The sequence below is a fragment of the Nonomuraea sp. NPDC049269 genome (genome assembly GCF_043197155.1).
In the GTDB taxonomy this organism is placed as follows: Bacteria; Actinomycetota; Actinomycetes; order Streptosporangiales; family Streptosporangiaceae; genus Nonomuraea.
The window spans coordinates 294,925-319,040 of sequence record NZ_JBICSO010000005.1 but is presented as its reverse complement, the minus strand read 5'-3'; the positions used below and the strand labels follow the sequence as shown (position 1 = coordinate 319,040).

Annotated in this window: 23 protein-coding genes; 8 read left to right on the top strand and 15 right to left on the bottom strand. The window is 69.7% G+C overall.

Going from position 1 to position 24,116, the window contains the following annotated elements:
• Positions 1-9: 9 nt before the first annotated feature.
• From ACGFNP_RS29000 to ACGFNP_RS28985, 4 genes are read right to left on the bottom strand one after another with little or no spacing between them, the layout of a single operon-like run.
• The gene (locus ACGFNP_RS29000) at positions 10-825 is read right to left on the bottom strand and encodes a carbohydrate ABC transporter permease (RefSeq protein WP_358312631.1); all 816 of its coding nucleotides are present in this window, start codon (positions 823-825) and stop codon (positions 10-12) included.
• Positions 822-1,724, bottom strand: coding sequence for a sugar ABC transporter permease (locus tag ACGFNP_RS28995; RefSeq protein WP_358312634.1), 903 nt, complete (start codon positions 1,722-1,724; stop codon positions 822-824). The genes ACGFNP_RS29000 and ACGFNP_RS28995 overlap by 4 nt, the downstream gene beginning before the upstream one ends.
• Positions 1,721-2,974: an ABC transporter substrate-binding protein gene (locus ACGFNP_RS28990; protein ID WP_393324286.1), complete on the bottom strand. Its 1,254-nt coding sequence runs from the start codon at positions 2,972-2,974 to the stop codon at positions 1,721-1,723. The genes ACGFNP_RS28995 and ACGFNP_RS28990 overlap by 4 nt, the downstream gene beginning before the upstream one ends.
• A gap of 34 nt (positions 2,975-3,008) precedes the next feature.
• Positions 3,009-4,172, bottom strand: coding sequence for a PLP-dependent aspartate aminotransferase family protein (locus tag ACGFNP_RS28985; protein WP_358312640.1), 1,164 nt, complete (start codon positions 4,170-4,172; stop codon positions 3,009-3,011).
• A gap of 11 nt (positions 4,173-4,183) precedes the next feature.
• Here ACGFNP_RS28985 and ACGFNP_RS28980 point away from each other — a divergent pair, with 11 nt between their 5' ends.
• Positions 4,184-5,170 carry a LacI family DNA-binding transcriptional regulator gene (locus ACGFNP_RS28980; protein WP_393324283.1) on the top strand — a complete coding sequence of 329 codons (987 nt, stop codon included), beginning with the start codon at positions 4,184-4,186 and terminating at the stop codon, positions 5,168-5,170.
• Here ACGFNP_RS28980 and ACGFNP_RS28975 read toward each other — a convergent pair.
• Genes ACGFNP_RS28975 through ACGFNP_RS28960 form a run of 4 tightly spaced genes read right to left on the bottom strand, consistent with a single transcriptional unit; the run spans position 5,167 to position 9,022 of the window.
• The gene (locus tag ACGFNP_RS28975) at positions 5,167-6,654 is read right to left on the bottom strand and encodes a cation acetate symporter (protein WP_393324280.1); all 1,488 of its coding nucleotides are present in this window, start codon (positions 6,652-6,654) and stop codon (positions 5,167-5,169) included. The two genes, ACGFNP_RS28980 and ACGFNP_RS28975, sit on opposite strands and share 4 nt — an antisense overlap.
• The gene (locus ACGFNP_RS28970; RefSeq protein ID WP_358312649.1) at positions 6,651-7,064 is read right to left on the bottom strand and encodes a hypothetical protein; all 414 of its coding nucleotides are present in this window, start codon (positions 7,062-7,064) and stop codon (positions 6,651-6,653) included. The genes ACGFNP_RS28975 and ACGFNP_RS28970 overlap by 4 nt, the downstream gene beginning before the upstream one ends.
• Complete coding sequence (locus ACGFNP_RS28965; protein ID WP_358312652.1) at positions 7,061-7,810, bottom strand: LytTR family DNA-binding domain-containing protein; 750 nt, start codon at positions 7,808-7,810, stop codon at positions 7,061-7,063. The genes ACGFNP_RS28970 and ACGFNP_RS28965 overlap by 4 nt, the downstream gene beginning before the upstream one ends.
• A 33-nt stretch (positions 7,811-7,843) precedes the next feature.
• The gene (locus tag ACGFNP_RS28960; protein WP_393324276.1) at positions 7,844-9,022 is read right to left on the bottom strand and encodes a sensor histidine kinase; all 1,179 of its coding nucleotides are present in this window, start codon (positions 9,020-9,022) and stop codon (positions 7,844-7,846) included.
• Positions 9,023-9,099: 77 nt separating this feature from the next.
• On the opposite strand from ACGFNP_RS28960, the gene ACGFNP_RS28955 reads away from it, so the two are divergent.
• Positions 9,100-11,289 (top strand): FdhF/YdeP family oxidoreductase, encoded by a 2,190-nt coding sequence (locus ACGFNP_RS28955; protein ID WP_393324273.1) that lies wholly within the window; start codon positions 9,100-9,102, stop codon positions 11,287-11,289.
• Positions 11,286-12,509: an OFA family MFS transporter gene (locus tag ACGFNP_RS28950; RefSeq protein ID WP_393324270.1), complete on the top strand. Its 1,224-nt coding sequence runs from the start codon at positions 11,286-11,288 to the stop codon at positions 12,507-12,509. The genes ACGFNP_RS28955 and ACGFNP_RS28950 overlap by 4 nt, the downstream gene beginning before the upstream one ends.
• On the opposite strand, the gene ACGFNP_RS28945 is transcribed toward ACGFNP_RS28950, so the two are convergent.
• Genes ACGFNP_RS28945 through ACGFNP_RS28935 form a run of 3 tightly spaced genes read right to left on the bottom strand, consistent with a single transcriptional unit; the run spans position 12,487 to position 14,110 of the window.
• Positions 12,487-12,900, bottom strand: a complete 414-nt coding sequence (locus ACGFNP_RS28945; RefSeq protein ID WP_358312664.1) for an HIT family protein — start codon at positions 12,898-12,900, stop codon at positions 12,487-12,489. The two genes, ACGFNP_RS28950 and ACGFNP_RS28945, sit on opposite strands and share 23 nt — an antisense overlap.
• 35 nt (positions 12,901-12,935) lie before the next feature.
• The gene (locus tag ACGFNP_RS28940; protein WP_358312667.1) at positions 12,936-13,643 is read right to left on the bottom strand and encodes a DUF1838 family protein; all 708 of its coding nucleotides are present in this window, start codon (positions 13,641-13,643) and stop codon (positions 12,936-12,938) included.
• 20 nt (positions 13,644-13,663) lie between these two features.
• Positions 13,664-14,110 (bottom strand): protease inhibitor I42 family protein, encoded by a 447-nt coding sequence (locus tag ACGFNP_RS28935; RefSeq protein ID WP_358312670.1) that lies wholly within the window; start codon positions 14,108-14,110, stop codon positions 13,664-13,666.
• A gap of 201 nt (positions 14,111-14,311) precedes the next feature.
• On the opposite strand from ACGFNP_RS28935, the gene ACGFNP_RS28930 reads away from it, so the two are divergent.
• Positions 14,312-16,450, top strand: coding sequence for a zinc ribbon domain-containing protein (locus ACGFNP_RS28930; RefSeq protein WP_393324265.1), 2,139 nt, complete (start codon positions 14,312-14,314; stop codon positions 16,448-16,450).
• On the opposite strand, the gene ACGFNP_RS28925 is transcribed toward ACGFNP_RS28930, so the two are convergent.
• From ACGFNP_RS28925 to ACGFNP_RS28910, 4 genes are read right to left on the bottom strand one after another with little or no spacing between them, the layout of a single operon-like run.
• Entirely contained in the window at positions 16,425-17,114 is a 690-nt protein-coding gene (locus ACGFNP_RS28925) for a DUF3618 domain-containing protein (protein WP_393324262.1), read from the bottom strand. The two genes, ACGFNP_RS28930 and ACGFNP_RS28925, sit on opposite strands and share 26 nt — an antisense overlap.
• Positions 17,111-17,491 carry a phage holin family protein gene (locus ACGFNP_RS28920; RefSeq protein WP_393324259.1) on the bottom strand — a complete coding sequence of 127 codons (381 nt, stop codon included), beginning with the start codon at positions 17,489-17,491 and terminating at the stop codon, positions 17,111-17,113. The genes ACGFNP_RS28925 and ACGFNP_RS28920 overlap by 4 nt, the downstream gene beginning before the upstream one ends.
• 48 nt (positions 17,492-17,539) lie before the next feature.
• Positions 17,540-17,704: a hypothetical protein gene (locus tag ACGFNP_RS28915; protein ID WP_219529574.1), complete on the bottom strand. Its 165-nt coding sequence runs from the start codon at positions 17,702-17,704 to the stop codon at positions 17,540-17,542.
• A 9-nt stretch (positions 17,705-17,713) separates the two neighbouring features.
• The gene (locus tag ACGFNP_RS28910) at positions 17,714-18,469 is read right to left on the bottom strand and encodes a class I SAM-dependent methyltransferase (protein WP_393324256.1); all 756 of its coding nucleotides are present in this window, start codon (positions 18,467-18,469) and stop codon (positions 17,714-17,716) included.
• Between the two features lie 78 nt (positions 18,470-18,547).
• Between ACGFNP_RS28910 and ACGFNP_RS28905 the strand changes: the two genes are divergently transcribed.
• The 4 genes from ACGFNP_RS28905 (at position 18,548) to ACGFNP_RS28890 (ending at position 24,104) form a co-directional block, all read left to right on the top strand.
• Positions 18,548-19,195 (top strand): Uma2 family endonuclease, encoded by a 648-nt coding sequence (locus ACGFNP_RS28905; protein ID WP_393324253.1) that lies wholly within the window; start codon positions 18,548-18,550, stop codon positions 19,193-19,195.
• 67 nt (positions 19,196-19,262) lie between these two features.
• On the top strand, positions 19,263-19,916 hold the full coding sequence (locus ACGFNP_RS28900) for a Uma2 family endonuclease (RefSeq protein ID WP_358312686.1): 654 nt from the start codon (positions 19,263-19,265) through the stop codon (positions 19,914-19,916).
• Positions 19,917-19,934: 18 nt separating this feature from the next.
• Positions 19,935-23,342 (top strand): SNF2-related protein, encoded by a 3,408-nt coding sequence (locus tag ACGFNP_RS28895; protein ID WP_393324250.1) that lies wholly within the window; start codon positions 19,935-19,937, stop codon positions 23,340-23,342.
• On the top strand, positions 23,343-24,104 hold the full coding sequence (locus ACGFNP_RS28890) for a hypothetical protein (RefSeq protein ID WP_393324247.1): 762 nt from the start codon (positions 23,343-23,345) through the stop codon (positions 24,102-24,104).
• Positions 24,105-24,116: the final 12 nt, after the last annotated feature.

The following is a 24,116-nucleotide window of genomic DNA, read 5'->3' as shown; positions in this document are numbered from 1 at the left end:
AACCGCAGGTCACCCCTTGACGGCGCCCGCGGTGAGCCCTTCGACGATGTAGCGGCGGATCGCGGCGAACAGGACGAGCGTCGGCAGCACCGAGACCACGGTGGCGGCGGCCATCGAGCCCCAGTCGATGTCGTACTGGGTGATGAAGGAGTTCATGGCGACCGGGATCGTCTTGGCGTCCTCGCTGTCGATGAACGTGATCGCCAGGAACAGCTCGTTCCAGCACTGCACGAACGCGAAGATGAACGTCGCGGCGATGCCCGGCAGCATGACCGGGATCACCACCCGGACCATGGCGACCAGCCGGGAGGCTCCGTCGACCTGCGCGGCTTCCTCGAGCGCCACGGGGATGCGCTCGTAGAAGCCGCGCATGATGATCGTGGCGAACGGCACCAGCATGGCGACGTACACGAGCATGAGCCCGGCGAGCCGGTTGAGCAGGTCGAGGTCGGACATCAGCAGATAGAGCGGGCCGAGCGCGATGAACAGCGGGAGCATCTGGGTGACCAGGAACGCCAGCATGAGCGCTCCGCGCCCGGGAAAGGTGAAGCGGGCCAGCGTGTAGCCGCCGAGCACGCCGATCATGGTCACCGCCCCGGCGGCCACCAGCGAGACGAGCAGGCTGTTGAGCAGGTACACGCCGAAGTCGGCGAAGGAGAACAGCTCCGTGTAGTGCTCGAACGTCACCGTGCCCGGCCAGTACCTGATCGGCAACGAGAAGATCTCGGCCTTGGGCTTGAGCGAGGTGATGACGATCCAGTAGAGGGGGAAGAGCGTGATCAGCAGCCAGACACCGAGCACGATCGCTTTGGCCAGGCGTCTCATCGGGCCTTCTCGAATCGGGTGGCGTTGAGGTAGAAGACGGTGAAGGCGAGCAGCAGGCCGAGGATGAGCATGCCGACCGCGCCTCCTCGGCCGTAGTCGCCGCCGATCACCTGCTGGATGAGGAACGTGGTGATGATGTCGGTGCTCCCCGCGGGCCCGCCGCCGGTCATGGAGTAGATCAGGTCGGGGAAGTTCAGGATCCAGATGATCCGCAGCAGCACGATCAGCGCCAGCGTCGGCCGGATGTGCGGCAGCGTCACGTGCCAGAACTGCCGCAGCCGTGACGCCCCGTCCACGTCCGCCGCCTCGTAGAGCTCACGGGGCACCGACTGCAGGGCCGCCATGATCATGATGGCGAAGAACGTCACGCCGTACCAGACGTTGGCGACGATCACCGAGGTCATCGCCCAGCCGGGCGAGGCGAGGAAGCCGATGCGGTGCTCGATGATCCCGGTCTTGAGCAGCAGGTCGTTGATCACACCGAACTGCCCGTTGAACATCCACCGCCACAGCAGCCCGATGAGGAAGCCGGACATCGCCCAGGGGAAGAACACCCACGCCTGGTAGAGCCCCCGGCCGCGGAAGTGCCGCCGCAGCAACAGCGCTAACCCGAAGCCGAGGACGAATTGGAAGAACAGCGACACGACCACCCACGTGCCGGTGTTGCGGAGCGCCGTCCAGAACCGGTCCTCGGCCAGCACGGCCCGGAAGTTCTCCAGGCCGACGAACGGCGTCGAGGTCAGGTCGAACAGGTTGTAGCGCTGGAAGGCGATCACCGCGCCGCGGATCACCGGGTAGTACGTGAAGAGTGCCACGAAGACCACGCCGGGCAGCAGGCACAGCGCGATGAACCTGGCCTTGCGGGCGGAGAACGCGGGTCTGGCCGATCCCACGCTCACGAGACCTTCTTCGCCTGGTCCGTCCAGAACGCGTCCCACGACTTGAGCACCTCGGCCGTGGTCTTCTTGCCGGTGAGCAGCGCCTGCACGTCACGGTCGGAGTCGACCAGGAACTGGCTCCAGCCCGGGTAGTCGACCGGCCGGATCGTGATCACCTGCTTGGGGTCCTGCTGCGCCTGGAGGTAGGCCTTCCAGGCGCCCTGGGAGAACTGCGGGTCGCTCTGCGCCTGCTTGGAGATCGGGATGAGCGAGTTGCCCTTGGCGAAGGCGATGCTCTGCTTGGCCTCCGAGAGGAACTGCACCAGCTTGACCGCTTCCTTCGGGTGCTCGCTGAAGGACGTCACGCCCCAGCCCGCGTAGCCGACGGGCTGGAAGGCGTACCCCGACGGGCCCTTGGGAATCGGGGCCGTGGACCAGGCCTTGACCGCGCTCTCCTCGACGGTCTTGATCACCTCGGGGTCCTGGATGAGCATGCCGGTGACGCCCGAGGTGAAGCCCTGGACCATCTCCGGGTAGCCCCACGACACCGAGTCGGGCGGCGAGGTCTCCTTGAAGATCTTCACGAACAGGTCCGCGGCCTGGACGGCCTCGGGGGTCGAGAAGATCGTCCGCTTGTCCTTGAGGAAGAAGGACTTCTCGGGGTTCAGGGCCTCGCCGTTGTAGGCGCTGATCATCTGGACCACGTAGTCGGCGCCGCCCTTGCCGCCCCGGAAGGAGTAGCCGAACCTGTCGCCCGAGGTCATCTTCTTGCCGGCCTCGTAGAGCTCCTGCCAGGTCGTGGGCGGCTGGGTCATGCCCCAGTCGGTCCGGTAGAACAGCGTGCGCTCGTAGAAGCCGTACGGGATGAGGTACGGCTTGCCGCCGACCTCGACCGCCTTCTTCTGGGCCAGCTCCGTCAGGTCCGACCAGCCGGCCCAGTCCGTGGTCGGCAGTTCGGCCAGCCAGCCGTTGTTGGAGAAGGACTTGACCGTGTGGTCACGGACCTCCAGCACGTCCAGACCCTTCTTCGTCTGCAGGATCTGGGTGATCTTCTGGTCGGCGCTGTCGAGCGGCGGCGAGATCAGCTCCACCTTGATCTTCGGGTTCGCCTTCTCGAAGTCCGCGATCAAGGTCTTGATCAGCTTCGTCCGCTCGGGACTGGTCAGGCTTTCGATCATGCGCAGCCGTACCTCTCCCGAGGACGACCCGGAGCCGCAGCCCGCGAGCATCAGGGTCGCGGCGGTGCAGGCCGCAAGCAGGGGGGTTCTCATCTGAGCCTCCAGAGAGGTACGACAGCGCTGTCAATCACGCTAGGGGACCGACACCCTCCAGCGCTAGACCGAGGTCCTTGATCAACGTGTCGGCGGGCTCCAGCCCGACTGACAGGCGGACCAGCCCGATCGGGATGCCCATGGTCGCGCGTACGCTCTCCTCGGTCGAGAGCGCGGGCGCGTTGACCAGACTCTCAAACCCTCCCCAAGACACCCCGATCCTGAAATATCGCAACAAATCGATGAATGCTGCGACCGCTGGCCGGGAGTCGGTGGCCAGTTCCAGGCTGAACAGGCTGGAGAAGCCGGACATCTGGCGCAGTGCCAGCGCATGGCCGGGATGCGAGGGCAGCCCCGGATAGTTGACCGTCCGCACCGCCGGATGCTCCGCCAGGAACCCGGCCACCGCCAGCCCCCGCTCCTGGTGCGCCGCCATCCGCACCGGCAGCGTACGCAGCCCCTTGATCACCTTGGCCGCGTCGTGCGGCGACATGGCCGCCCCGTAGAGCTGGTACTCGGTCAGCGCCAGCGGCCTGATGAGCCGCGACGGCCCGACCACCACGCCGCCGACCAGGTCGCTGTGGCCGCCGATGTACTTCGACAGCGAGTGCACGACCAGGTCCACGCCGAGCGTCAGCGGCTTCTGGAAGATCGGCGTGGACCAGGTGTTGTCCATCACGCTCACCAGCCCGCGCTCCCGCGCCCACGCGGTCACTTCGGCGATGTCCACGACCGCGTAGGCCATGTAGGAGGGAGACTCGAAGTAGAGTAGGCGGGTGCTCGCCCTGATAGCGCTGTCACAGCCTTCGAGATCGTCGACGTGCGTATGCGTGACGCCGAACTTCTCCAGGTAACGCAGGAACTGCGTGGTCGGTCCATAGACCGCGCCCAGCACCAGCACGTGGTCACCGGCCTTGACCAGCGAGGAGATGGTCGCGGCGATCGCGCCCATGCCGGAGGCGAAGCACTTGGCCCGCTCCCCCCGCTCCAGCGCGGCGAGCTTGCGCTGCGCCAGATCGACTGTCGGGTTGGTGCCCCGCCAGTAGACGTAGCGCTCGTCCTCGTTCTTGATGGCCTCGCCCAGCTCACCGGCCGTCTCGAAGGTGAACAGGGAGTTCTCGAACACCGGCGGGTTGACCGCGCCCAGCATCCACGGTTCGTCCTCGCCCAGCCGGCCACAGATCCATTCATCATCCATGGGGGCACCATATGACAGCCAAACCGACCATGGCTGACGTGGCTCGGCATGCGGGGGTGAGCCTGAAGACCGTCTCGCGAGTGGTCAATCAGGAGCCGCATGTGAGCGCCCCGGTGCAGCAGCGGGTGCAGGCGGCGATCAGCGCGCTCGGCTTCCGCCGCAACGAGGCGGCCAGCCGCCTGGCCCGCCGCGCCACCATGCTGACGCTCGGCCTGATCATGGAGAACATCTCCAACGAGTTCTACTCCCGCCTCGCCAAGGCGGTGGAGGCGGCGGCGGCCGAGCACGAGGCGCTCGTGGTCTTCGGCTCGTACGAGGAGCGGCCGGAGCGGGAGCGGATGCTCGTGGAGTCCATGTACGCCCGGGGGGTCGACTCGCTGATCATCGTGCCGTCGGCCGCCGACCACGGCTGGCTCGGCGAGCACGGCGGCCTCACCACGGTGTTCGTGGACCGGGTGCCGCACGGCCTGGAGCAGGCGGACGTGGTGCTGCTGGACGACGTCAGGGGCGGGCGGATCGCGACAGAGCACCTGCTGGCGCGCGGGCACCGGCGCATCGGGCTGATCTCCGACGACGAGGCGTTCAGTTCGGTCCACGACCGTGCCTCGGGCTACCGCGCGGCGCTGCGGGAGGCGGGGGTGCCGGTGGACGAGTCGCTGGTGGTGCGGGGGGTGTTCGATCCGTGGCGGGCCGGGCAGGAGGTGACGCGGCTGCTGGAGCTGGCCGACCCGCCGACGGCGTTCTTCGCCACCAACAACCGGGCCGCGATCGGCATCCTCCAGGCGCTGCGCGAGCGGCCCGAACGCCCGGCGTACGTGGGGTTCGACGACTTCGCCCTGGCGGACGTGTTCAACCCGGGGGTGACGGTGGTGCGCTACGACGTGACGCGGCTGGGGCGCAGCGCGGTGGACCTGCTCCTGGACCGCTCGGACACCCCGCGGCGGGTCGAGGTCCCGGTCGAACTGGTCGCCCGGGGGTCCGGCGAACTGCCCCCTTAGGACGAACGGGGCCGCCAGTCGCCGCGGTCCAGGTCGAGGTTCTCGGGTGTGTGCAGCCGGACCATGGTCCGCGCCACACCCGCCGGGACCCGATGCGGCGTCAGGAACGACACCGACACCATCACCGCGAACGCGATCGGCACCGTCCAGGCGGCCGGCTGGGCCAGCAGCGCGCCGGCGATCCCGTCGTACGGGCCGCCGGTGATCGTGGCCAGCACCGCCGCGCTGGCCAGGCCGCCGCCCACGAACAGCCCGGCCAGCGCGCCCGTGGTGCTGAGCCGGCGCCACCAGATGCCGAGCACGAGCAGCGGGCAGAACGACGAGGCCGCCACCGCGAACGCCAGCCCCACCACGTCCGCCACCGGCAGGGCCCGCGCCCACAGCGCCAGGCCCAGCGGCACCGCGACCGCCATCAGCGTCGCGGCCCGGAACGAGCGGACGCCGCCCTTCAGCAGGTCCTGGGCGATCACTCCGGCCACCGACACGGTCAGCCCCGACGAGGTGGACAGGAACGCCGCGAACGCCCCCGCCGTGACCAGCGCGGTCAGCAGGTCGCCCAGGGTGCCGCCGATCATCCGTCCCGGCAGGGTCAGCACGACCGCGTCGGTCCGCACCAGGTCGGGCGCGTACATCCGGCCCAGCCAGCCGTACAGCGCGGGCAGCAGGTAGAACGCGCCGAGCAGCGTCAGCACCACGAGCGTGGTGCGGCGGGCGGCCCGGCCGTCCGGGTTGGTGTAGAAGCGGACGAGTACGTGCGGCAGGCCCATCGTGCCCAGGAACGTGGCCAGGATCAGCGAGTACGTCGAGTACAGGCCGTACTCCTTGCCGCCGGCGAGCGGCACCTGCCAGGTGACCGCGTCGGCCGCGCTCACCGCGGGCCGCCCGTCGGCGTGCCAGGCCATGACCAGGAACACCAGCGGCACGGCCAGCGCGGTCAGCTTGAGCCAGTACTGGAACGCCTGCACGAACGTGATCGACCGCATGCCGCCCGACAGCACGTTGACCGCGACCACGACCGCCACCAGCAGCCCGCCCACCCACACCGGCGCCCCGGTGACCGTCCGCAGCACCAGGCCCGCGCTCTGGAACTGCGGCATCAGGTAGAGCCAGCCGATGAGCACCACCAGCACACTGGCCGTCCGGCGTACGGTCATCGACTCCAGCCGGGCCTCGGCGAAGTCGGGCAGCGTGTACGCCCCCGACCGGCGCAGCGGCGCGGACACCAGCACGAGCAGCACGAGGTAGCCACCGGTCCAGCCGACGGGCAGCCACAGCATGTCGGCGCCGTACGACAGGATCAGCCCCGCCACCCCGAGGAACGACGCCGCCGACAGGTACTCGCCGCCGATCGCCGAGGCGTTCCACAGCGGGGTGACCGAGCGGGAGGCGACGTAGAAATCGGAGGTCGTCCGGGAGAACCGGATGCCGAACGCCCCGATGAGCACGGCCGCCACCACCACGACGACGACCGCGATCAGACTCATGGGCGTTCGACCAGGTCGGCGAAGTGGCGCTCGTTGCGTTCGGCCTGGCGTACGTAGAGCCAGGCGCCCACGACGAAGGCCGGATAGATGAGGCCGGCGAGCACCGCCCACGGGAGCGGGATGCCCAGCAGGTCCACCTCGCGCAGCTCCGGAATGGCCAGGAACAGCAGCGGCAGGCCACCCACCACGCACCCCAGCACGGTGCAGACGAACAGGGCGAGGCGGAACTGGGTACGCAGCAGCGAACGCATGTACACCTCGCCGACATGGGTCTGCTCGTCGATCTCGCGGGTGGCCGGGTAGCGCGGGCGGCGCGCGGCGGCGGTCCTGGGGCTGGTCACGGTGACCCGGCGGGCCGTGTCGTGGCGGGCGAGCGGCACCCGGCGGGCGGGGCGGGGTTCCGGGCTCACTCCAGCCGTCCTCTCTTGGCTCTGCGGACGAGCAGGTCGCGCAGCTCGCGGGTGTGGCGGCGGCTGACCGGGATCTCGGTGTCGCCCACCCGGACCGTGCACTTGCCCGAGTCGATGTGCAGCTCCTCGATGTGCTTGACCGCGACCAGGTGGCTGCGGTGCACCCGGACGAACCCGGCCGAGGCCCAGCGCTCCTCCAGCGTGGCCAGCGGGATGCGGACCAGGTGGTTGCCCGTGGCGGTGTGCAGGCGGGCGTAGTCGCCGTGCGCCTCGACGTACACGACGTCGGCGCTGGACACGAACCTGGTCACGCCGCCCAGCTCGACCGGGATCGTGTCGGACTCGCCGAGTTCGACCGGCATGTCGGCCGAGACGGCCACCCGCCTGATCGCCTCGGCCAGCCGTTCCGGGCGCACCGGTTTGAGGAGGTAGTCCTCGGCCTTGATCTCGAAGGCGTCGACCGCGTGCTCCTCGTACGCGGTGACGAACACGACGCGCGGCGGATTGGCGAACTGCGACAGCAGCCGCCCGAGCACCACCCCGTCCAGCCCGCGCATGCGGATGTCGAGGAAGACGGCGTCGATGGGCCGGCCGTCGGCGATGGCACGGTCGAGCAGCCGCAGCGCCGCGGCACCGTCCCTGGCGGTGGCCACCTCCCCGATGCGGGGGTCGGCGCGGAGTAGGTACGACAGGTCTTCCAGAGCGGGTAGCTCGTCGTCAACGGCGAGGACCCGGAGTTGTGCCATAGACAGTGATAAAACAGACAACAAAGATCGAGGTCAACGGGCTGAGACGCCGGGGTGATACTTCGGCAACCTGATGTTGACCTTCGTGCCCGCGCCGGGGCCCGTCTCGACGACCAGTCCGTACTCGTCTCCGTACACCTGGCGGAGCCGCTCGTCCACGTTGGCCAGCCCCACCCCGCCCGCGGGGGCCACCTCACCTGCGAGGATGCGGCGCAGCCTGTCGGGCTCCATGCCGAGGCCGTCGTCCTCGACGCCGATGCGGCACTCGGCTCCGGCGTCCTCGGCGACGATCGTGATGCGGCCGACGCCGTTCTTGCTCTCCAGGCCGTGGCGGACGGCGTTCTCCACCAGCGGCTGCAGGCAGAGGAACGGCACCGCCACGGGCAGCACCTCGGGGGCGATACGGAGCGTCACCTGGAGCTGGTCGCCGAAGCGGGCGCGCTCCAGGATCAGGTAGCGGTCGATCGAGCGCAGCTCCTCGGCCAGCGTGGTGAACTCGCCGTGCCGGCGGAAGGAGTAACGGGTGAAGTCGGCGAACTCCAGCAGCAGCTCGCGGGCGCGTTCCGGATCGGTGCGGACGAACGACGCGATCGTGGTCAGCGAGTTGTAGATGAAGTGCGGCGAGATCTGCGCCCGCAGCGCCCGTACCTCCGCCTCCATCAGGAGCGTGCGGGAGCGGTCCAGCTCGGCCAGCTCCAGCTGGGAGTCCACCCACCCGGCCACCTCCTGGGCGGCCTTGACCAGCCCCGCCGAGGCGTGCGGACCGTAGGCCGCCAGCGCGCCGACGACCCGGTCGTCGGTGCTGAGCGGCACGACCACGGCGTGCCTGATCGGGCATTCGAGCAGCTCGCACTCGATGGCGAGCACCTGGATGCGGCCATCCTTCAGCGTCGCTCCCGCGTGCTCGAACGCCTGTCTCGCGTGGTGCTCGCCCGCGCCGTCGTAGACGAGCAGCCGCTCGCCGTCGGTGATCGCCAGCGCCGACGAGCCGAGCAGCGTACGCAGGTGCCGCGACGCCTTCTGCGCGCCCTCCTCGGTCAGCCCGGCGCGCAGCGGCGGCCCCGCCAGGGACGCGGTGTGCAGGGTCTCGAACGTGGCCCGCTCCGCCGGGCTGGTGCCCAGCTCACGCCGGCCGCGCAGGACCCGCCACAGCACGATCGCGGGCACGCCGACGAGCACGGTCACCACCGCGAATCCGACCAGGTACTCCACGCCGCCGGAGCTTACTGGCCACCTTGACGCTTTGACAGTCCGGATCTACGTTCCGACAAACGGCAAGGAGTTCTGTCATGGGCCTCGATCCGAAGAACTGGGCCGGCCTGAAACCGTTCGGGCTCGGCGAGCAGAAGCCCAACAACTACCTCGAGATCTGGAAGGCCGTCCGCGAGAACCGCGGTCAACGGCGGTATGCCTGGCGGATCCTGCGTGACGGCGCCTGTGACGGCTGCGCGCTCGGCACCACCGGCATGCGCGACTGGACGATGGACGAGGTCCATCTGTGCAACATCCGCCTGCGGCTGCTGCGGCTCAACACGATGCCGCCGCTGGACGGCGGGCTGCTGTCCGACGTGTCGAAGCTGTCGGCCATGAGCAGCGCCGAGTTACGCGACCTGGGCCGGCTGCCGTACCCGATGCTACGCGAGAGCGGCGACGCCGGGTTCCGGCGGATCAGCTGGGACGAGGCGCTGGACCTGGCCGCCGACCGGCTCCGGCAGGCCGGCCCGGACAAGTTCGGCCTCTACATGACCAGCCGCGGCGAACCCAACGAGAACTACTTCGCCGCGCAGAAGGCCGTGCGCGCCCTGGGCGGCAACTCGATCGACAACGCGGCCAGGATCTGCCACTCGCCGTCGACCGTGGCGCTGAAGGGGTCGCTCGGCGTGGCGGCCACCACCTGCTCCTACACGGACTGGATCGGCAGCGACCTGATCGTCTTCATCGGCTCGAACGTGGCCAACAACCAGCCGGTCGCGATGAAGTACCTCTACCACGCCAAGAAGGAGGGCACGAAGGTCGCGGTGGTCAACACCTACCGCGAGCCCGGCATGGACAAGTACTGGGTGCCGTCGAACATCGAGAGCGCCGTCTTCGGCACCAGGATCACCGACCGGTTCTTCCTGGTGAACGTGGGCGGCGACATCGCGTTCCTGAGCGGCGTGCTCAAGATGATGATCGAGAACAACTGGGTGGACCACGAGTTCGTCGACTCGCACACCGCGGGCTACCCGGAGCTGGCCGAGTCCCTCAGCAAGCGCTCGTTCGAGGAGCTGAGCGCGGTCTCCGGGGCGTCGGAAGACGACATGCGCGAGCTGGCCAGGATGCTCTTCGAGGCGAAGACCGCCGTGCTGGTGTGGTCGATGGGCATCACCCAGCACGAGTTCGGCGAGGACAACGTCCGGTCGATCATCAATCTGGGACTCAGCAAGGGCTTCGTGGGCCGCGAGAAGTCCGGGCTGATGCCGATTCGCGGTCACAGCGGCGTGCAGGGCGGCGCCGAGATGGGCGCCTACAGCACGGCACTGCCGGGCGGCTTGGCCGTCACCCCGGAGAACGCCGCGACGTTCGCGGCACTGTGGGGCTTCGAGGTGCCCTCGTCGCCCGGCCGTACCGCGCCCGAGATGCTGGCGGCCGACCTGGACGTGCTGATCTCCAGCGGCGGCAACTTCCTGGAGGTCCTGCCCGACCCGGCCTCCTGCCGCCAGGCGCTGGCCCGGATCCCGCTGCGGGTGCACATCGACATCTGCCTGTCGAGCCAGATGCTGGTGGAGCCCGGTGCCGCGGTGCTCCTGCTGCCCGCCCAGACCCGGTACGAGATGATCGGCGGGGTCACGGCCACCTCCACGGAGCGGCGGATCATCTTCTCCCCCGAGATCCCCGGCCCGCGCGTGCCGGAGGCGTGGCCGGAGTGGAAGATCACCACCGAACTGGCCGCCCGCACACGTCCCGAAATTTCAGAACAGGTGCGCTATACCGGCACCCCGCAGATCCGCGAGGACATCGCCCGCTCCGTCCCCTCCTACGCCGGCATCGAAGACCTCAAGGCCAAGGGCGACAACCTCCAGTACGGCGGCCCACTGCTCTGCGTGGGCTGGAAGTTCCCCACCGCCGACGGCCGGGCGCACTTCTCGGTGGTCGAGGTGCCGCCGCTGAACCGCCCCGACGGCTCGTTCGTGGTCACCACCCGCAGGGGCAAGCAGTTCAACTCCATGGTGTACGAGAAGCGCGACTCCCTCACCGGCGCCACCCGCGAGGCCGTGCTGATGAACCCGCTCGACGCCGACCGGCTCGGCCTGAAGGACGGCGACCCGGTACGGCTGAGGAGCGAGACCGGCGAGCTGACCGGCCGGGTCGTGCACGCCCCCGTCGCACCGGGCAACCTGCAGGTCCACTGGCCGGAGGGCGAGGTGCTCATCGACCGGCACAAGCGCTCGCCGCAGGCGGGCATCCCCGACTACAACGCGGTGGTGAGAGTCGTATGAATCGCTGGTTACTCGCGGGCGCCGCGGTGCTCTTCCAGCTCGCGCTCGGCGCCGTCTACTCCTGGAGCGTGTTCTCCAAGGCGCTCCAGGCCAAGGTGAGCGACTTCGACCTCACCAAGGCCGAGGCCGCGCTGCCGTTCTCGGTGACGATCGGCATGATCTTCCTGGGCACCTACATCGGCGGCCGGATCCAGGACGTACGCGGCCCGCGGCCGGTCGCCATGGCGGGTGGCGTGCTCTATTCGATCGGCATCCTGCTGGCCGGCTTCGCCACCGACCACGCGCAGTTGTGGCTGCTCATCCTCGGCTACGGCGTCATCGCGGGCTTCGGCCTCGGGCTCGGCTACATCGTGCCGATCGCCATGCTGCAGAAGTGGTTCCCGGACAAGCGCGGCCTGATCACAGGGATCGCGGTGGGCGGCTTCGGCTTCGGCGCCGTGGTGACCTCGCCCGTCGCGCAGCGGCTGGTCGAGGCCAACGCGGCGGTGCCGACCAGGGCGTTCCTCACGCTGGGTGTCGCGTACCTGGTGATGACGCTGATCGGCTCGTTCTTCTTCCGCAACCCGCCGGCCGGCTACCAGGTCGCCGCGGCCGGGCGGATCGCCGCCAGCGGGCGCGAGTACACGCAGGGTGAGGCGCTGCGTACACCGCAGTGGTACCTGCTGGCCGCCATCCTCTGCCTCAACGTCACGGCGGGCATCGCGCTCATCTCGGTGATCAGCTCGGCCGCCACGTCCATCGCCGGTTACACCGCGGCCGCCGCGGCCACGCTGACCGGCGTCATGGGGCTGTTCAACGGCGCCGGGCGGATCTTCTGGGGCTGGTTCTCGGAACGGACCGGGCGGATGTTCGCCTTCGCCGGGATGCTCGGCCTGCAGGGCGTCTGCTTCCTGCTGCTCGGCCACGCCTCGCAGGTGGCGGTGTTCGCGGTCCTGTCGGCGGTGGTCTACCTCTGCTACGGCGGCGGGTTCGGCACCATGCCCGCCACCGCGGGCGACTTCTTCGGCCTGCGCAACGCGGGAGCCATCTACGGGCTGATGATCGTGGCGTGGAGCGTCGGCGGGATCGTCGGGCCGCTGCTCGCGGCCGCGCTGATCTCGGGCGACAACTACACGACGGCGTTCACCGTGATCGGGATCATGGCGCTGGTGGCCATCGTGCTGCCGCTCGTCACCCGGCCGCCGAAGGCCGAGCAGGTCATCCCGCAGGAAGCGCTTTAGCGATCAGCTCGGCGTAGGAGCCGGCCTCCTCCTCCGAGGCGTACTTGGTGCGTGGCCAGAAGAAACCGCGCAGCCCGTCCTTCGGGTTGCGCGGCACAACGTGGACGTGCAGATGCGCGACGCTCTGGCTGATCCGGTTGTTCATCGCGACGAACGTGCCCGCCGCCTCCAGCCCCTCCTCGACCGCGCGGGTCACCAACTGGACCCGCTCGAAGAACGGGCCGACATCGCCGAGGTCGCCGAACGTCTCGACATGGAGCCTCGGTACGACCAGCACGTGGCCCTTGAAGACCGGGCGGGCGTCGAGGAAGGCGACCACGACCTCGTCGGAGTGGACGATGTGGGCGGGCCGCTCGCCCGCGACGATCTCGCAGAACAGGTCGTTGCTCACCGACCGACCCTACCTATCGGGCCGGCTTCTCGGCTCTACTGGGCGGCCTTGGCCGCGAAAGCGGTCCAGCTGGTCACGTTGGGCGCCGACCACTCCGCGGGCGCGTGCAGGAAGTGCTCACCGACGTGCGCGCGGAGCCGGTCGGGCACCTCTGTCGTCTTGTGGCCCCGGCAGTGGTACACCAGGCCGCCCTGGCGCTGCCCCATGGCCATCCACGGCAGCCACGGCGAGACCCGGCACCACGAGAACACGCTCGGCACGCTCGGCACGCCGGAGTCGAGCTCCTTGGCCGAGGCGAAGAACTGGAACAGCTCCAGCGCCCGGTAGGTGTCACTGGCCGAGTTGTCGGGATAGTCGGCGACCTTGAGCGGCGACGGGTAGGCCAGCCGGATGTCGGCGTTGTAGACGACCTGGTCGCCGAGCCTGGTGGTGGGCACGGGGTAGGCGCCGAACCGCTGGTTGACCGGGTCGTTGAAGACGTGCTGGACCTCGACGGACTCTTCGGTGAACGGGTTGTCCCAGGTGGTGAGGATCTCGCGGGACTTCGGGTCGAGGTAGGCCGCCGCCTCCCTGGTCAGCAGCTGCCAGCCGCCATCGACCTCGACCGCCCTGGCCACGTTGACGCCCTCGAAGCCGAACAGGTGGTGGGGACCGTCGTCCTGCTGCCAGCCGTAGACGTCGCCGGTCCACCACGAGATCGTCTCCGCGCCGTCGGTGGAGGCGCGTACTCGCAAGAAATCCACAGCTCTCCCCAGCGGTTGCCCTACTTGACGATCACCGAGAATATCGCCTCGCCCGACTGCTCCTTGCTCTGGGCGTCGACCGGAGTGGGGCTCGGCGTGGCACTCGGACAGCGCCAGCAGTTCTGGAGCCTGATCTCGGTGGTGCCCGGCTGCTTGCCGTTGAACACGAAGTAGCTGGTGCCGCCCGAGCCCGGCCCGCCGCCTTCGCTCACGTACTCCTTGCTGATGAACGAGGCCACCTTGGCGTCCGGCACCGCCAGGAGGCGCCACTGGTCGCCGGTGGACGGGTTGTCGGCGACGGCCAGCGAGAACCGCTGGCCCGTGCCGACCTCCACGTTGACGGTCGAGCCCTTGGCGCCCTTGAAGATCTGGCCGTAGTCGCTGACGGCCGACCCCGCGCCGCAACTCGTGCCGATCCCCATCACGAGCAGGGCGAGCAGTGCGGTGGCGGCCGTTCGACGAATCACTGATGCAGGATATAGACCGTTGTCCTCATTGGCTAAGCGAACCTGGGTGGGGGTGTGTTTCGGATCGCCTGTGAGGCGCTTTTGGCGTTGAGGTTTTCACGTGAACATGTGGGTGAGCGGGAATTGTCGGTGGCGGTGTGTAGCGTCGCGTGCGCGGAATGATGTGACGGGTTCGGGTGCCGGCGGAGAGGTCGGGTGCGCATGGCGGCGTTGGTGGCGACCGCGACCTGTACTGGGCATCGGGCCGTGCTGGAGGCGAGTGGGGAGGTGGTGGCCGGGCCGGTGCTGGCCGAGCGGGTGGCCTGGCTGACCGCGCTGATGCAGGCCATGACCGCCGGGATCGTCGGGGACCGGTGGAATACGCGGGATCTGGACGTTTTGGCCGCGGGCATCGGGGCGGACGGGCGGGTGTTGCCGGTCAAGGGGTGGATGGCGATCCGCAGACTGGGCTGGGGGTGTGCTCCCGGAGTGAGCGGCGGCGGGACCGGCGGTGGGGTGTATGTCTCGGATCGGGTGCGGCGGTGCGCTGAGGAGCAGGCGGGGCGCATGTTGCGGGCGGCGCTGCACCGCCGGGGCATTGTGGCGGCGATCCTGGCCACCTGGCCGCAGGATCCGCGGCGGCGTGACCAGGTGGAGTGGAAGGCGTTGCGCGCGGCGCTGCCGCAGGGGGTCGCCTCTGCGGAGATCCATAACCGTACGCGTCAGGTTCGCGCCGTCCTGGCGCGCGAAGGCGCGTTGCCGGGTGACATCACTCAGGTGGAGGAAGCGCCCCGGGTCGCCGCCCAGGCGGTGCTGGCGGCGGCCGACAAGCAGTTGGTCACCCTGACCCGCACCGGCGACAGCGGCGCAATGTTGCGGGTGCAGTTGCCGCTGAACGCCTCGCCCGCCTCCCGCAAGGATTGGGCGTGGCACGCCATCGCGATCACGCTGCCGCCCACCGTGCCGACCGAGGCCGAACTGTGCACCCCCACGGTGCGCATCGCCGACGGCAAGGTGCGCATCGATCTGCCGTTCCAGACCCCGATCCCGTCCGCCCCGGCGTGCGGCCACACTGTGGCGCTGGGCCTGGACTGGGGCGTCAACACGCTCCTGACCGGCACCATCGCCCGGCTCTGCGACGAGCGGGTGTGCGAGGGCCGGGTGTGCACCGATGGGCGGATGCTGCGCTACGACGCCACCGTGATCTCGGCCAAGCTGCACCGGCTGCGGGCGCATCGCCAGCACTTGGCCACCAAACGCGACCACTTCGCGGCGCTGCTGTCCGGGCTGGATACCACCGATACCACCGATTTTGGCCGTGATGTCTGCGATGCCGGTGATGGCCGCCGCGTGGCGTTGGAGCGCAGGCACCGGGTGCTGGCGCTCGAGCATGAGCGGGTGTGCGCCCGGATCCGCCACCTTGATCATGCGCTGGCGTGGTCGGCGGCGCGGTGGGCGGTGGATCAGGCGGTCGCGCTCGGTGCCGGGGTGATCTACCTGGAGGATCTGGCCACGCTGGAGGCGCGCGGGGTCCGCCGGGGCAATGCCGCGCTGTCGGGGCAGGTGCGTGGCATGGTGATCGAGGCGATCCGGCATCTGGCCGCCAAGGACGGCGTCGCGGTGGTGACGGTGCCGGCCCGGGGCACCTCCCGCTACTGCCCGCGCTGCGGTGAGGGTGGCAGTGTGCTGCGGCATGTTCCGGCGCCTGACCGGCTGGGCGAGCGTGGCTGGAAGTGGGCCTATTGTCCGGCGTGCGGGCTGTCGTGCGACCGCGATCATGCGGCGGCCGAGCGGATCGCCGCCCGCGGCCTGCTCGGCCAGCGCCACACCTGGACCGCCCCGGGCACCGGCGTGCGCAGCATCGCGGTGGTGGCAGAGGGCAATGTGACCCGGGCGCGCCGCCCGAAAAAGCCCACCCGGGCGGCGCGTCGGGCCCGGCGCACCCGCACCGATGTACATCCGCGCCCGCAAGCCCGGCCCCGCAACAAGTCCCGGCCAACCCCCAAACGACGGCAGATCAGCCGCCCTGCCACACCATCTCGCACAACCTCCAGCCGTGTGCCCGACCGGCGCACGGTGCCCGCCCCCGTCCCCGGCACGCCCGGGGCGGGACAGCGTCCGGCGGGCCAGGCACCCCAGGCATCCCGCCCACCGGCGGGGCGTACAGGGCTTGTACGCGATCCTCACCACCGGACCGGCTTCCACCGCGTCGCAGCCACCCCCGTACTCCCCCTGGGAGCCTACGGAGGCGGCCCGCCACGCGCCACGCCCGCCCGGTTTGCCGGAAATCCTCAGGCAAACACACAGAATCGCAGACGCTATCGGGCTCTGGGGCTCACTTGGCCCTGCCGCGCCTCATGATCCGGCGCAGGAGCAGGGCCACGATGCCGGCCGCGGCGGCGATGGCCAGCACGGGGCGCTTCCTGGCCTCGGTGGCGACCTTGTCGGCGGCGTCCTTGACCTGGTCGGGCGTGACGTCTCGTACCTTGTCGGCCACTTCGGCGGCCTTGTCCTTCGCGACGTCCGCCACCACGGCGGCCTTGTCCTTCGCCAGTTCGGCCATTTCTACCGCTCTGTCCTTGGCGACCTCGGCCACTTCGGCGGCCTTGCCCTTCGCCGCCTCGGCCGCGTCGTTCGCCCGTCCCTTCACGTCCGTCTTGTCGGCCAGAGCCGCCACGGTGTTGCCGAGCTCCTCGCGGGTGTCCTTGATGTTTTTTCGCACGTCGTCCTCTTCCTCGTCGTCATCGTCGTCCGACCCCGCCCCCAGCGACTCCGCCTCACCTTCCCGGGCCTCCGTCGCCTCGGTCCGGTCGTCCGCCATGGGGGGTTCGGGGATGAATGTTTCGTGTTCCCGGCGGGCGGCCTCCGCCTTCAGCGCGTTCTCCGCCGCGCCCGGTCTGGTGGGGGGCACGTTGACGGACTCGTGGTCCGTCGGCATGCCGACCCTCGTCCGGCGAGCACCCACGTCCCCCGCGTGCTGCTCGCTATATCCCTGGTCTCTGTATTCAGGGTCCGTCTCGCTCATCGCCGAGCCCTCTCCTTGACCATGTCGATATCGGCCTTGATGCTGGCGATCGCCTCTTCCGGCACCGGCGGCGCCGCCTGTTTCACCTGTTTCTTGCCGAGGAGACCCAGAACCGCGGCAACGATGAACAGGACTCCGGCCACGAGCGCGGCAGCCGCCCATGCCGGCATCACCAGAGCGAGAAGCAGAATGACGGTGGCCACCAGGGTCGCGCCACCGAAGAACGCGGCCATTCCCGCCGCCCCGAACAGGCCCGCGCCGAATCCCGCCCGCTTGCCCTTCCGCGTGAGCTCCAGCCGGGCCAGCCGCAATTCATCCCTCACGAGCCGGGAGACCTGCTCGGAGAGATCATTGACCAGCTTGTGGGTGTCGTTCACGTCACCTCCTCTGCCGAGGAGGCGACTACCCAGCGAACTGGCTTTCTATCACCGCTTGGCGGCCCGCAGCAGGAAGTCGACGACCGACAGGACCGGGGACTTAGGAACCTCGCACCAGTTGTCGGGCTTCTTCGGCTTGCTCCACGGGGAGGGCAGCTCACACGAAGGAGCCTGCGGCTTAGGCCGCTCGCACCATGATCCGGGAGGATTCATACCTTTACTCTACTTGGCATGACCGGCCCGCGCGATGACGTGGACCAACGGAGCGACCCGCCGATAAGGCTCGCTCGCCCCGGCCCGCTCCTCACACTCCAGCAGCAGGTCCAGGTCATCGGGAAGGGGCGCGTCGTCGGCCGCGAGGTCCGCGAACACCCGCACGCCGTACCACTCCAGAACGCCCAGCTCCTGTACGGCCAGGCGCCGCGTCAGGTCGTCGAGCCGGTCCGCCCGCGCCACCACGCCCAGACGGTTGGTGTAGCCGCTCCCGTCGAACGCCTCCCGGGCCGCCGCCCAGTCCCCCATCAGCCCGGCCCGCATGGCCAGCGCGTCGCCGTTGCGCACAAGGAGTGACAGCAGCCCGCCGGGCGCGAGCAGGCCCGCCATGGCGGCCAGGAGCGGGTCGGGGTCGTCGAAGTACATGAGCACGCCGTGACAGAGGACCACGTCGAAGCTCCCCGGCTCGAACAGCTCACCCAGCCGCTCGGCGGGCGCCTGTACGACGTCGATGGCCATCCTCGGCTCGACCTGCTCTTTCAGCAGCCCGAGCAGATCGCCGGAGGCGTCGAGCGCGGTCACGCGATGCCCCTGGGCGGCGGCCCTGAGCGCCTGGGTGCTCTGCCCGCATCCCACGTCCAGCACTCCGGCCGGGGCGGGCGGGAGATGGGCCGCCAGCTGACGGCTCACCAGCTCCTGCCTGACCACGTCACGCAGGCTGCCCAGCCGCTCGCGCCACCTTTTCTCGCCTGCCGAGAACCCCATCATGAGCCCCTTTCATACAGTCAATGAACGGTCACGCAGTGTAGTATTTTCGATGACGCGAGCGAAAGGATGACCGCTGTGGCCACCAGCACGACGCGCAGAAAGTCACGTAGGCGCGCGCCCGCGCCTGAGCGTTGGCCTGGTCGTGGTCCAGGCTGGGGACAGTCAGGACCGACCCAGACCGAGCTCAAGCGCGAACGGCTCTGGCAGTCCCTCATCGAAGACGGCTGGAGAGCCGAGATCATCGGTGGAAGGATCATAGTGAGCCCTTCAACGAAGAGGCGCCATGCGCAGTTGGTCCATCGCGTTCAGCTGCAGCTCTTCGAGTTCGCGATCGACAAGGGCTGGGAGTTCTATCAGAACTGGGCCGTTCACATCCCACCCCATCGAGGCGACAAACGGATCCCTGATCTGCTGATCGCACCACCGGACAGCCCCGAGTTCGACGACAACCAGGCCTACGGCGACGGCACGATCCTGGCCGTCGAGATCACTTCCTGCGACAACCGGGACGACGATCTGAAAGTCAAGCCCGCCGAATACGCCCGGGCGGGCGTCCCCCTCATGCTGATCGTCGACGAATTCGCCGAGCCTCGCACGGTCACCCTGCTGTCGGATCCGCGCGACGGCGAATATCGCAGCATGACCAAGGTGGATGAGGGCGAGCAGCTGAAGCTGCCGGAGCCGTTCGGGATCGCCCTCGACACCGGTCCGATCTTCCTCTAGGCCAGGCGCCCTCGCCGGGCTGCCGGGTCTGGGCACATTCGATGACGCGAGCGAAAGGATGACCGCCATGGCCACCGGCATCACGCCCGGGCACGGCGCCGCCCTGGGTCCGGAGCACCCGGCGGCCGCCGCACCCACGTGGGGGCCGGGATGGGGGGCATCAGGACCCACGGAAGACGAGCTCCATCGCGAACAGGTGTGGGAGAAGCTCGTCGGTCAGGGTCTGAGACCAGAGATCGTCGGTGGACGGATCTATGTGAGTCCCCGGGCCAAGATGCGGCATTGCGTGTTGGTCGACCGTCTGTCGGACCAGCTCTACGACGTCAAGCGGAAGAACGGCTGGGAGTTCTACCAGACCTGGGCGGTTCACATCCCGCCCCATCGAGGCGACAAACGGCTGCCCGATCTGCTGATCACACCACCGGACAGCCCCGAGTTCGACGACAACCAGGCGTACGGATACGGCACGCTGATGGTCGTCGAAGTGGTGTCCTCCGACAGCCGGGACGACGATCTGGACGTCAAGCCGGCCGAGTACGCCCGGGCGGGCGTCCCGATGATGTTGGTCCTCGACGACTTCTCCACGCCTCCGTCGGTCAGGCTGCTCTACGGGCTCGATGAGGGCGAATACCGCGCCTCGATCGTCGCCGCCGCCGGGCTGCCGCTACCGCTACCGGAGCCGTTCGCGGTGACGCTCGACACCAACCTGATCTTCCGTTAGGCGAGGTACCCTGCCGAGATGCTGGTCGTTCACGGGGTCTGGGCAGAAGACGCACTCGCCTTCTGGGCGGAGGACACCGACGGCACCCCGCACCCTGCCGCCCCAACCAGCCACGCGGCCACCGGGACAACCGCCGGCGCCCTCCCGCACTCTGCCTCAGCCTCGGCGACACCCGCCGCCGCCGAGGCAACCGCTGGAGCCGCCGCACGCCCACAGCCTGCGGGACTCCCGATCGGCCGTCCGCCCGCCGGGACGGGTGCTGGAGCCCCGATCACCCGTCCGCCCGCTGGGACGGGTGATGGAGCCGCACGCCCGCACCCGTTCGCGGCTTCCGTTGCCGCGCTCATCGACCTGCTCGACCTCGCGCCCGCCTCCGCCGTCACGCCCGGTGACCTCGCGCCCTTCCCCAAGGACATCGTGCGTGACCTGCGGTTGCTGTTGCCCGGTTCTGTCAAGGAGCCGCTGGCCTCGCCTGAGGCTGGGCGTCTGTCCGGGGTTGCCCGGCCGCGTCTGCATCTGTGGCAGGTGCCGGCTGTCGTCCCTGCCACCGGTGACGCGCTGCAGGTGCTCGCCGAACACTCCGGGGCCGCCACCGTCCGGCACTGGGCCGTGGTCGCCGAGTTCGCCCGCGATCTGGTACGGCGGGGTCGTGTCATCCCCCAGCTCATCCCCTGGGGCGAAGACCCCGCACAGGCTGCGGCCGGTGGGCGCGCTGTGTGGCCGGCGGTGCTGAGCGGGGCTGATGCCGCCTACTTCCGGGACCTCGCTCTCGCCATGCCGCCCGCCTGCCGTACTTCCGAGATCGAGCGCCCATCGGTGGAGGTTCTCGGGGCGGCGCTCGACGCGTTCACCGACGCGCTCGTCAGGGCGGCGCTCGGCGAGCCGCTCGTCACCAGCCCCCGCACGGGCCAGGATCGGTGGCTGGCGGCGCTGACCGGCGACGACGACACTTGCCCGGACAACCCGGAGCTGCGCCGCGAGCTGGAGGAGTGGCGGGCTTCCGTGACCGCCGCGGACGGAGCCGCCCGGGTGTGCTTCCGGCTGCTCGAGCCCATCGACGACCTCGACCGCCCAGCCAGCACCGCCCTTGCTGACGCCGCCCTGGCGGGGACCACTCTTGCCGGGACCACTCTTGCCGGGACCGCCCTAACTGGGACCGCCCTTACTGGGACGGACCGTGCCGAGACCGACCGTGCCGAGACCACCCCTGCAGGGACCGACCTTCCCGTCGGCACGGGCCGCGCTGACGACACGGACGGTGCTGACCGCACCGGTCGCGCGGAGAGCGACAGCCGCGCGGAGAGCGTCAACAGCGGTCGGGGCTGGCGGGTTGAGCTCGCGTTGCAGGCCGCCGACGACCCGAGCCTCTACGTGACCGCCGACCGGGTGTGGAGCGGTGAGCCGGTGACCGGTCTGCCCAGGAGGCCGGAGCGTGAGCTGCTGGCCGGGCTGGGCCGTGCCGTACGCCTGTATCCCGAGCTCGACCGGGCTCTTCGGGTCGCCGAGCCGACCGGGCTGGAGCTCGACACGGCGGGCGCGTTCGGGTTCCTGCGGCAGGCGGCACCGCTGTTGCAGGCCGCCGGGTTCGGGGTGCAGTTGCCGCGCTGGGCCGGCCGCACCAGGCTGGGGCTGAAGCTGACCACCCGTACCAAGACGCAGAGCGCGGCCACCGCTCAGGGGTTCGGGCTGCGCGAGCTGGTGGATTTCCGGATCGATCTGGCGGTCGGCGGGGAGACGATCAGCGAGGAGGAGCTGGCCGAGCTGGCCCGGCTGAAGGTGCCGCTGGTGCGGGTCCGCGGGCAGTGGGTGGAGCTCGACGACCGCCAACTGAAAGCCGCGCTGAAGGCCGTCGGGGGCGAGCGCAGCGGTGAGTTGCCTGCGGCCGAGCTGCTGCGTCATGTGGTCCAGGGTGACGACGAGCTGCCGCTGCTGGAGATCGACGCCAACGGCGTGCTTGGCGACCTGCTGTCCGGGCAGGCCGAACGGCGGCTCCAGCCGATGGCCACGCCAACCGGCCTGGACGCGACGCTCCGGCCGTACCAGGAACGCGGGCTGGCCTGGCTGAGCTTCCTGTCGGAGCTGGGGCTGGGCGGGGTGCTGGCCGACGACATGGGGCTGGGCAAGACGGTCACCACGCTGGCGCTGCTGGTCCACGAGCGGTCCGAGACGCCGACGCTGCTGGTCTGCCCGATGTCGCTGGTGGGCAACTGGCAGCGGGAGGCGGCCAGGTTCGCGCCGGGTCTGCGGGTGTACGTGCACCACGGCAGTGGCCGCGACGCCCAGGCGATCGGCGACGCCGACCTGGTGATCACCACGTACGGCACGGCCCAGCGGGACCTGGAGACGCTGCGTGGGGTCGAGTGGCGGCGGGTCGTCTGCGACGAGGCCCAGGCGATCAAGAACAGCGGCACCCTGCAGTCCCAAGCCGTCCGGGCGATCCCCACGGGGACGAGGCTGGCCCTGACCGGTACGCCGGTCGAGAACCATCTCGCCGAACTCTGGTCGATCATGGAGTTCGCGAATCCGGGGCTGCTCGGGTCGCGATCGCGGTTCAGGACCCGGTTCCAGGAGCCGATCGAGGCCCGCCAGGACGAGCAGGCCATGCAGGCGCTCAAACGGGCGACCGGCCCGTTCGTGCTGCGGCGCGTCAAGACCGACAAGTCCATCATCTCCGATCTGCCGGAGAAGATGGAGGTCAAGGAGTGGTGTCTGCTCACGCCCGAGCAGGCCAGCCTGTACCAGGCCGTCGTCGACGACATGCTGGGCAAGATCGACGACAGTGAGGGCATCGAGCGCCGCGGCCTGGTGCTGGCGGCCATGGCCAAGCTCAAGCAGGTCTGCAACCATCCCGCCCACCTGCTCAAGGACGGCTCGCTCCTGTCGGGCAGGTCGGGCAAGCTGGCCCGGCTGGAGCAGCTCGCGGAGGAGATCGTGGCCGAGGGTGAGAAGGCGCTGGTGTTCACCCAGTACTCCGAGTTCGGGACGATGCTCCAGCCCTATCTCGCCCAGCGGCTCGACCGGCCGGTGCTCTGGCTGCACGGCGGGCTGCCCAAGAAGACGCGCGACCGGCTGGTCGACCGCTTCCAGCATGATGACGAGCCGATGCTGTTCCTGCTGTCGCTCAAGGCCGCGGGCGTCGGGCTCAACCTGACGGCGGCCAACCATGTGATCCACGTGGACCGCTGGTGGAACCCCGCGGTCGAGGACCAGGCCACCGACCGCGCCTTCCGCATCGGCCAGCGCAAGAACGTACAGGTGCGCAAGCTCATCTGCGCGGGCACGCTGGAGGAACGCGTGGACGAGATGATCGAACGCAAGAAGTCGCTGGCCGAACGCGTGGTCGGCACCGGCGAGGACTGGCTGACCGACCTGTCCACCGGCGAGTTGCGCGAGGTCTTCCGCCTGACCGCCGAGGCGGTGAGCTGAATGGCGTGGTTCGAGGCCGGTAAGCCGATCAGGGTCGAGGGCGGCCTGCGGGCGCGCGCGCAGCGAGGCTCGATCGGCTCCACCTGGTGGTCGCGGCGTTTCATCGACATCCTGGAGCGCGTCTGCGACAAGGGCCGCCTGTCTCGGGGCCGCGCCTACGCCCGCGCGGGCCAGGTCCTGTCGATCGACCTCGCCTCCGGCGTGGTGAGGGCGGCGGTGCAGGGCTCGCGGCGGAAGCCGTACGAGATCACGATCGAGATCGAGGCGTACGACGAGGAGCGCTGGACCGCCATCGAGGAGGCGATCGCGGCGCAGGCCGTCTACCGGGCCAAGCTGCTGGCCGGGGAGATGCCGACGGAGATCGAGGAGCTGTTCGCCGCGCTGGGCATCGACCTGTTCCCTCGCGACCTGGACATGGCGTGCTCGTGCCCCGACTGGGGGATGCCGTGCAAGCATCTGTCGGCGGTGCTGTACCTGCTGGCGGAGTCGTTCGACGACGATCCGTTCCTGGTGCTGGCCTGGCGCGGGCGCAGCCGCGACCAGCTGCTCGGATCCTTGGCCTCGCCGGAGCCGGAGCCGGTTCTGGTGCGGGATGTGCCGTTCGCTGACCGGCTGGCCGACTTCTACGCCCCGGGTGCCACCGCCCACCGGCCCGAACGCCGTTCCGCCGCGGTGGCGTCCGACCTCTTGCCGCGCGTCTTTCCGCCGCCGCGTGACCTGGGGGATCCGCTGGCCGCCGCGTACCGCCGCCTCGGCGAGTGACGGTCGCGATGC

What these genes read in the sequence shown, in the direction of transcription:
- ACGFNP_RS29000 (WP_358312631.1), bottom strand. Translation starts at nt 825, where the DNA reads ATGAGACGCCTGGCCAAAGCGATCGTGCTCGGTGTCTGGCTGCTGATC.
- ACGFNP_RS28990 (WP_393324286.1), bottom strand. Translation starts at nt 2,974, where the DNA reads ATGAGAACCCCCCTGCTTGCGGCCTGCACCGCCGCGACCCTGATGCTC.
- ACGFNP_RS28985 (WP_358312640.1), bottom strand. Translation starts at nt 4,172, where the DNA reads ATGGATGATGAATGGATCTGTGGCCGGCTGGGCGAGGACGAACCGTGG.
- ACGFNP_RS28980 (WP_393324283.1), top strand. Translation starts at nt 4,184, where the DNA reads ATGACAGCCAAACCGACCATGGCTGACGTGGCTCGGCATGCGGGGGTG.
- ACGFNP_RS28975 (WP_393324280.1), bottom strand. Translation starts at nt 6,654, where the DNA reads ATGAGTCTGATCGCGGTCGTCGTCGTGGTGGTGGCGGCCGTGCTCATC.
- ACGFNP_RS28965 (WP_358312652.1), bottom strand. Translation starts at nt 7,810, where the DNA reads ATGGCACAACTCCGGGTCCTCGCCGTTGACGACGAGCTACCCGCTCTG.
- ACGFNP_RS28955 (WP_393324273.1), top strand. Translation starts at nt 9,100, where the DNA reads ATGGGCCTCGATCCGAAGAACTGGGCCGGCCTGAAACCGTTCGGGCTC.
- ACGFNP_RS28950 (WP_393324270.1), top strand. Translation starts at nt 11,286, where the DNA reads ATGAATCGCTGGTTACTCGCGGGCGCCGCGGTGCTCTTCCAGCTCGCG.
- ACGFNP_RS28930 (WP_393324265.1), top strand. Translation starts at nt 14,312, where the DNA reads ATGGCGGCGTTGGTGGCGACCGCGACCTGTACTGGGCATCGGGCCGTG.
- ACGFNP_RS28925 (WP_393324262.1), bottom strand. Translation starts at nt 17,114, where the DNA reads ATGAGCGAGACGGACCCTGAATACAGAGACCAGGGATATAGCGAGCAG.
- ACGFNP_RS28915 (WP_219529574.1), bottom strand. Translation starts at nt 17,704, where the DNA reads ATGAATCCTCCCGGATCATGGTGCGAGCGGCCTAAGCCGCAGGCTCCT.
- ACGFNP_RS28910 (WP_393324256.1), bottom strand. Translation starts at nt 18,469, where the DNA reads ATGGGGTTCTCGGCAGGCGAGAAAAGGTGGCGCGAGCGGCTGGGCAGC.
- ACGFNP_RS28900 (WP_358312686.1), top strand. Translation starts at nt 19,263, where the DNA reads ATGGCCACCGGCATCACGCCCGGGCACGGCGCCGCCCTGGGTCCGGAG.
- ACGFNP_RS28895 (WP_393324250.1), top strand. Translation starts at nt 19,935, where the DNA reads ATGCTGGTCGTTCACGGGGTCTGGGCAGAAGACGCACTCGCCTTCTGG.
- ACGFNP_RS28890 (WP_393324247.1), top strand. Translation starts at nt 23,343, where the DNA reads ATGGCGTGGTTCGAGGCCGGTAAGCCGATCAGGGTCGAGGGCGGCCTG.